Below are 6,835 nucleotides of genomic sequence, written 5' to 3' on the forward strand. Positions count from 1 at the left end.
TTCGAGGTAGCCGCGCGCGCCGGTGGCGCTGGAGCCTCCCAGGGGCAGCAGCACCGGCCGGGCCCCCTCGGCGCGCAGCTGGTCGGTGATGCCGGTGGCGACCTCGGCCAGCTCGACGAAGCCGACCTCACCCGCCCAGTGCGTCTCGGCGCCGAACAGGCCCACCAGCGCGACGTTGCCTCCTCGGGTGTGTTCGTACCGGCCGGGAAAGACCAGCACCACTCGCAGGCCCAACCGGGCGCCGACCGCGGCGGTCAGCCGGGCGTGATTGCTCTGCGCCGGTCCGATGGTGACCAGGGTGTCGGCACCGTCGGCCAGCGCGGCGCCGACCGTCCACTCGAGCTTGCGAAGCTTGTTGCCGCCACCGCCGAGACCGCCGAGGTCTTCACGCTTGATCCACAGGTCATCGCTGCCGAGTCCGAGCGCGGCTGCCAGCCGGGGCGCCGGTTCCAGCGCGGTGGGCCAGCTGCCGAGCTGCACCCGTGGTGTCGATCCGGTCGGGAGCGTCGTCATGCTCACACGGTAGCGGCGTAGCTGGGCAGTTCACGCATGCGCCGCAGCGGCGAGAGAAAGACCGGCAGGAAGCTCAGCGAGCCGCCGACCGCCACCACGAACAGGGTCTGCCGGACACCGATCGTCTCACCCAGCACGCCACCGAGGAAGCCGCCGACCGGCATGGTTCCCCACACCAGGAACCTCATCGTCGCGTTCATCCGGCCGAGCAGCGCCGGCGGGCACAGGCCCTGCCGGAAGCTCACCTGGGTGATGTTGTAGATGACCACGTTGAGCCACATAACGCCCTGCGCGAAGGCCAGCAGCGCCAGGGTCCAGTCGCGTTGCACGAACGGAGCGACGAACCCGAACGGTGCCATCGCCAGGGCCGAGATCCAGATGGCCGGCCCCTGCCCGACCCGGCGGGCGAACCGGTCGGCCACCAACGAGCCCGCCAGTCCACCGATCGCCGAGGTCGATTCGATCAGGCCGATCAACCCGGGGGACAGCCGCAGCTCGCGCGCGAGCAGTACGTAGAACACCGCCGCCGCTATCGAGCCGAACAGGTTGGACGTGCCGGTGCACAGCGCGATCGAGCGCAACAGCCGATTGCCCAGGACGAAGCGAAGCCCTTCGCCGATCTCCCGGCGCAGGTTGCGGTCGGGCCGGCGCTCGGCCTTCGGCGGCCTGGTCCTGATCGCGGCGACCCAGGACGCCGACCAGAGGAAGCTGGCCGCATCCAGCAGCACCGCGTACGGCGCCGTCAGTACCTGGATCAGCAGGCCGCCGGCACTCGGGCCACCGATCTGCGACACCGATTCACTGGCCTGCAGCTTGGCATTGGCATCGACGAGCTGCTCCCGGTCGACCAGCTCAGGAACGTAGGACTGGTATGCCACGTCGAAGAACACCGTGCACACGCCGGTCAGCAGCGCGACGGCGTACAGCTGCCCGATGCTGAGCACGCCCAGCCAGTGAGCGACCGGCACCGAGGCCAGCGCCACCGCCCGCAGCACGTCGTTGACGATCAGCACGGCGCGGAACCTCATCCGGTCCACCCACGCGCCCGCCGGAAGTCCCACGACGAGGAACGCCGCCATCTGGAACGTGACCAGCAGCCCGACCTCGAACGTGCTGGCATGGACGATGAGAATGGCGACCAGCGGCAGTGCCAGCTGGCTGATGGTGGAGCCGAACTGGCTGACGCTCTCACCGATCCACAACCGCCGGAACTCCGGATGGTGCCACAGGCCGCGGCGCCGTGGACGGTCGAGATCGTCGGTCACGCAGCTATCCTGTGCTCAGTGATTGGCATTTGTCAATCACTTGCCGGAACAGGTCCTAGACTGGTCGGCATGGACCACCGCGAACCGGCCAGTGACGAGGAGGCCAAGGCACTGGCATCGACCCTGCGGTTGCGGATCCTGCGCATCTGCCTGGGGGAGGCGCACACCAACAAGGAGATCGCGCAGATCCTCGGGCGTGACCCGGCGAGCATCCTGCACCACATCCGGAGGCTCGTGCGGACCGGCTTCCTGCAGCCGCAGCCGCAGCGTCGCGGCACCCGCGGGGCACGCGAGATCCCGTACCTGGCAACCGGAAAGTCATGGCGGGTCAGCGCCCCGGCGTCGGGTAGCACGATGCTGGAGGCCTTCCTGGAAGAGATCGCCCTGGTGTCCGACCAGCAGGCGGACACCGCCCGGCTCGGGCTGCGGCTGTCGCCGTCGGATTTCGAGGAATTCCGCACCCGGCTGCAGAACCTGCTGGAGGAGGTCGCCCAGCTCCCGCAGGATCCGTCCGCGCCGGCCTGGTCGCTGTTCCTCGCCCTGCATCCCGACCCGAACCGGCCATAACGCATCTTCGGGCTACCCGACGCGTTCGCCGATCCGGACGGCCATACCTGGTCGATCACCCCGTACCCGTCGGAATGATCAGGGTGCCCCTCCAATTCAGCTGAATCATGGCCAGAAGTACTGAAGTGTCCGTGATGCACAGTCGCGGAAAGCCTTATCGGTAAAGGGCAATCAGCCTTGAGGCAGCAGCCGGTGCTGCTACGCTCCGCGGATATTCCGGCAGCTGGTGACCCGGGGACCGCCCGGCCGTCATGCGCTGTACCGACCCGAGCTGTACCAATCAAGGGGAGATCGAGTGACATTCGCCAAGCGCATCGCCGCAGTGATTGCAGCGGCCACTCTGGCCATGCTGGGTGGCATCACGCCCGCCGGAGCGGCTACCTACAGCCCGATGGACGGTCACTACGCCTACGAGTACGGCTGCCGCGCCGACCAGCAGGTGATCTACCACAAGGTGCTGTACAACGGCAGTGGCACGGCGCTCGGATATGTCGACCTGATGTACTCGGTCAACTGCCACACCGCCTGGGCACACGCCCACAGCGTCAAGGCGACCTCCGAGACGTGGGCGCTCTACGCTTACATCCACCGCAACAGGGATGATCGGGTAGAGGTCGATCTGGTCAAGAATGGCGGTCAGGACGCCTACAGCGAGATGCTCTACGACAAGGACATGACCAGCTACGCCCGGATCACCATCGACCCGAACGGTTGCTGCGGCGTCGAGTACACCACCAGGACGTCGGACTACTGATCGGCGCTGATCCTCACCAGCACCGGGTCATCTCGACAGCACTGAGCTGATCTCACAGCTGCCCGGCCAGTCAGGGTGTGGCGATCAGGGCGTGCAGGTGCATGTCGTGCCAGCCATCCAGGTGCAGTGCTTGCCGGCGTTTGGTTCCCTCATAGGCATAGCCGGCCTTCGTGGCCACCCGGCACGACGCGGGATTGGCGACCGAGTGGTTCACCTCCAGCCGGTGCAGGCCGTTGGCGAGCATCCACTCGGACACCGCGCGCAGCGCTCGGACGGCAACCCCGCGTCCCCGGGCGGCCGGCACCGTCCAGTAGGCGGCTTCGGCGGAGCCGTCAGCGAGGTCGACGGCGCGGAACCCGGTGCGCCCGAGCAGCACGTCGTTCTCGGTGACCGCCCAGCTCGCGGCCGTCTCCGCCGCCCACCGGTCCGACCAGGCGCTGACCCAGGCCTGCGCCTCGGCGCCGTCCATCGTCCGGACGTGCCAGAGTTGGATCTCCGGATCCCGATAGGCCTCGGCGACCGCGGTGGCATCGGAGCGCCGCCACGGGCGCACCGTCAGCTCATCCACCGACAGCGTCGGCTGGTCCTGGCGCCTCAGCCGGCCGGCGGGGACGACGGCACCTACCAGCTCCGGCATGGCCCCATAATCCTCCTGGAGCCGCTCATCACGTGGAGGAGGAAGCTGTCGGATCGGAGGGTCGCGCATTCGTCGTATCTTCGTTCGCACGACCAATCGAGGGAGCAGAGCCCATGAGGTACATGATGTTCGTCGTCGTCGATCCGGCCGCGGCTGCCGAGGCGGAGCCATCGGAGAATGACCTGACCACCGACGAGTGGGTGGCCGACGTGGACGGCAGGGGCAAGCGGATCATGGGCGAGGTCCTGCGCCCGGTCAGCGACGCCACCACGGTCAGGGTCAGCCGCGGGCAGGTGCTGGTCACCGACGGGCCGTTCACCGAGTCGAAGGAGTGGATCGCCGGCTTCGACATCCTGGAGTGCGAGGACCTCGACGAGGCGATCGCGATCGCCGCCCGGCACCCGATGGCCAACGGCGGCAAGCTCGAACTGCGCCCGTTCTGGACGGGGGAGGATTGATCCCATCCGCTCGCCGCGCCACGGCCGAGGCGATCGCCTCCGCCGTAGCGGCGGAGCGGGCCGGCATGGTGGCCAGCCTCATCCGGCTGACCGGCGACTGGGACCTGGCCGAGGACTGCGTTCAGGACGCGGTCGAGAAAGCGCTCGTGCACTGGCCGCAGGAGGGAATGATGCCGCGCTCACCGGTGGCCTGGCTGACCACCGTGGCGAGGAACCGGGCACTGGACGTCCTGCGCCGCCGCCAGACCGAGCGCGCCAAACTCCAGCAGCGAGCGATCCTGGATGAGATCGGAGCCGGTGGTGTCCAGCCGCTGGACGCCCCCGACGACCGGCTGCGGCTGATCTTCACCTGTTGCCATCCGGCGCTGGCCCTGGAGTCCCGGGTGGCGCTGACTCTCAAGACGGTGGCCGGGCTGAGCACCGGTCAGATCGCGCGGGCGTTCCTGGTGTCCGAGCCCACCATGTCCCAGCGGTTGCTGCGCACCAAGCAGAAGATCTCCCACGCGGCCATCCCGTACCGGGTACCTCCCGACGAGCTGCTGGCCGAGCGCACCGGGGGAGTGCTGGCCGTGCTCTACCTGATCTTCAACGCCGGCTACGGCCAGCCCGAGGACCACCTGGCCGTCGAGGCGCTGCGACTGGCCAGGCTGCTGGTCGACCTGATGCCGGGCGAGGACGAGGCTCGCGGCTTGCTGGCGCTGGTCACCTTACAGATGGCCCGGCGCGCGACCCGCTTCGATTCCCACGGTGAGCTGGTGCCGATGGAGGAGCAGGACCGCAGCCGTTGGGACGCGGGGCTGATCGAGGAGGGGCGCCGGCAGCTGCGCCGCGCGGGCCGTTCGGGGCGGGTGCCCGGGACCTACCGGCTGCAGGCACAGATCGCCGCCTGCCACGCCACGGCGGCGACCGCGGCGGTCACCGACTGGGGCACCATCGTCGGCCTCTACGACGCGCTGCTGGCCGTCCAGCCGTCACCGGTGATCGCCCTGAACCGGGCCATCGCCGTCGGCTTCCGGGACGGCTACCAGGCGGGGCTGCGGGAGCTTGACGCTCTGGACGACACCGTCCTCGATGGTTATTACCTGCTGCCGGCTGCTCGCGCGGATCTGCTGCGCAGGCTGGGCCGCGGCGACGAGGCGCGGCAGGCCTACCTCGCGGCGCTCCGGCTGGCACCCGAGGGCCAGCCCGAGCAGCGGTTGCTGCAACGGCGCCTCACCGAACTCGGGCCGGGGCGCAGTGCCCCGGCCGGATAATCGTCCCGGCCGGTTGGTTGCGCCGGCCGGTTGACTGCCCCATGCGGTCGATTTGCCTTTCCGGATAAGGAGATGCCTCATGTCCGACTCGATCAGGCTCAGTTCGGTGGCGCTCGAGTGCCCGAACCCGGGGGAGTTGGCCGCCTTCTACGCCGACATCACGGGCGGGGAGGTGACCTACGTAGACGAGTCGTGGGCAACGGTGAAGGGCCCGGGCGGCCGGATCGACTTCCAGAGCGCGGCCGGCTACCGGCCGCCGACCTGGCCGGACCCGAGCTCGTCGATGCAGCTGCACCTGGACTTCTATGTCGATGACCTGCAGGCCGCCGGGGCGCGGGTGCTGGCAGCCGGGGCGCGCAAGCACGACTACCAGCCGGACGAGGAGCACTTCTGTGTCTACCTCGACCCGGTCGGTCACCCGTTCTGCCTGACCACCTCGGACTGACCACCTCGGACTGATCACCTCGGACTGACCACCCACATGGTCCTCTCAGCTTCGGCACGACATCGCGACAGGGTCGGTTAACACGATGGACTCCAACGGCCGGGCCATCCGGGCCCAGCCGGTTTCAGGAGGTGTTTCCATGAACCCAAGTGAATGGTCGCCACCGCCCGTGCCGCCCTCCAGCGGGACGTACGGCGGGACCGGCCAGCCAGCACGAGGACGTCGGGGCCTGCTCGTGGGCGGCGGCCTGCTCGCGACCGGTGTGGTAGCCGGCGCGATCATCGGAGGCACGGTGCTGTCCGGCGCCGCCACCACCACGCCGTCCGCGCCGAGCTCGTCCAGCAGCACGGCGGCTCCGGGCACCAACGGTGCGCCGGCGCCGGACCGGGCGCCGAACAAGCAGTCCACCCCGGTCCGAGGGGATGAGAAGGCCGTCACCGCCGACCAGGCGGCCAAGCTCAAGGCGGCCGCGCTGAAGGCGGTGCCCGGCGGCACCGTCTACCGGGTGGAGACCGACGGCGACGGCGCGACGTACGAGGCGCACATGACCAAGGCCGACGGCAGCCTCGTCACCGTCAAGTTCGACGCCAACTTTGCCGTTACCGAGGTCCAGGACGGCATGGGGGCCGGCGGCCCCGGCGGACGGGGCCACGGCAGCGGGGACACCGACGACTCGGACGGCTAACCGCACGCCTGGCTTGGGTGGCCGGCGGGCCACCCAAGCCAGGTGCCCTGTCCTGTGCTCCGCAGCTGACCTCGGCAGGCCGGCCTTCGGCAGCCGACCCTCAGGCGCGGACCTGTCAGGCGCGGACCTGTTAGGCGCGGACGGCGTCCGGACGTTCTGGAGCCCGCAACGGTGCCAGCGGTTGCCAGACGACGGGAACCTCGCGCATCACCAGCACGCAGTCCAGTTCCGCGGACCCTTCCGGAAAGAGTGCGCGGT

The 6,835-nt window shown here is 69.4% G+C and carries 9 protein-coding genes; 6 read left to right on the top strand and 3 right to left on the bottom strand.

What is annotated here, in order from left to right; all coding sequences use genetic code 11:
* Both VF542_RS16030 and VF542_RS16035 read right to left on the bottom strand, forming a co-directional pair.
* The coding region (locus tag VF542_RS16030; protein WP_408652694.1) for a pyridoxal-phosphate dependent enzyme at positions 1-513 on the bottom strand (513 nt) is incomplete at its 3' end.
* Positions 514-515: 2 nt separating this feature from the next.
* Positions 516-1,778, bottom strand: a complete 1,263-nt coding sequence (locus VF542_RS16035; protein WP_408652695.1) for an MFS transporter — start codon at positions 1,776-1,778, stop codon at positions 516-518.
* A gap of 69 nt (positions 1,779-1,847) precedes the next feature.
* Here VF542_RS16035 and VF542_RS16040 point away from each other — a divergent pair, with 69 nt between their 5' ends.
* Both VF542_RS16040 and VF542_RS16045 read left to right on the top strand, forming a co-directional pair.
* Entirely contained in the window at positions 1,848-2,345 is a 498-nt protein-coding gene (locus VF542_RS16040; RefSeq protein ID WP_408652696.1) for an ArsR/SmtB family transcription factor, read from the top strand.
* Between the two features lie 295 nt (positions 2,346-2,640).
* Positions 2,641-3,099 carry a DUF2690 domain-containing protein gene (locus tag VF542_RS16045; RefSeq protein WP_408652697.1) on the top strand — a complete coding sequence of 153 codons (459 nt, stop codon included), beginning with the start codon at positions 2,641-2,643 and terminating at the stop codon, positions 3,097-3,099.
* 70 nt (positions 3,100-3,169) lie between these two features.
* On the opposite strand, the gene VF542_RS16050 is transcribed toward VF542_RS16045, so the two are convergent.
* Positions 3,170-3,736, bottom strand: a complete 567-nt coding sequence (locus VF542_RS16050) for a GNAT family N-acetyltransferase (RefSeq protein WP_408652698.1) — start codon at positions 3,734-3,736, stop codon at positions 3,170-3,172.
* Positions 3,737-3,849: 113 nt separating this feature from the next.
* On the opposite strand from VF542_RS16050, the gene VF542_RS16055 reads away from it, so the two are divergent.
* The 4 genes from VF542_RS16055 to VF542_RS16070 all read left to right on the top strand — a co-directional run bounded on the left by VF542_RS16055 (position 3,850) and on the right by VF542_RS16070 (position 6,577).
* Positions 3,850-4,194, top strand: a complete 345-nt coding sequence (locus VF542_RS16055; protein ID WP_408652699.1) for a YciI family protein — start codon at positions 3,850-3,852, stop codon at positions 4,192-4,194.
* Entirely contained in the window at positions 4,191-5,447 is a 1,257-nt protein-coding gene (locus VF542_RS16060; protein ID WP_408652700.1) for an RNA polymerase sigma factor, read from the top strand. The genes VF542_RS16055 and VF542_RS16060 overlap by 4 nt, the downstream gene beginning before the upstream one ends.
* 79 nt (positions 5,448-5,526) lie before the next feature.
* Positions 5,527-5,892, top strand: a complete 366-nt coding sequence (locus VF542_RS16065; protein ID WP_408652701.1) for a VOC family protein — start codon at positions 5,527-5,529, stop codon at positions 5,890-5,892.
* A 139-nt stretch (positions 5,893-6,031) separates the two neighbouring features.
* Positions 6,032-6,577, top strand: coding sequence for a hypothetical protein (locus VF542_RS16070; protein ID WP_408652702.1), 546 nt, complete (start codon positions 6,032-6,034; stop codon positions 6,575-6,577).
* Positions 6,578-6,835: the final 258 nt, after the last annotated feature.

Origin of the sequence: Jatrophihabitans sp., from assembly GCF_036389215.1 — a bacterium.
Taxonomy (GTDB): domain Bacteria; phylum Actinomycetota; class Actinomycetes; order Mycobacteriales; family Jatrophihabitantaceae; genus Jatrophihabitans_A.

Bases quoted from the DNA above. Each gene is read 5' to 3' on its own strand.
- VF542_RS16070 (WP_408652702.1), top strand. From the start codon at position 6,032: ATGAACCCAAGTGAATGGTCGCCACCGCCCGTGCCGCCCTCCAGCGGG.
- VF542_RS16065 (WP_408652701.1), top strand. From the start codon at position 5,527: ATGTCCGACTCGATCAGGCTCAGTTCGGTGGCGCTCGAGTGCCCGAAC.
- VF542_RS16055 (WP_408652699.1), top strand. From the start codon at position 3,850: ATGAGGTACATGATGTTCGTCGTCGTCGATCCGGCCGCGGCTGCCGAG.
- VF542_RS16050 (WP_408652698.1), bottom strand. From the start codon at position 3,736: ATGCCGGAGCTGGTAGGTGCCGTCGTCCCCGCCGGCCGGCTGAGGCGC.
- VF542_RS16040 (WP_408652696.1), top strand. From the start codon at position 1,848: ATGGACCACCGCGAACCGGCCAGTGACGAGGAGGCCAAGGCACTGGCA.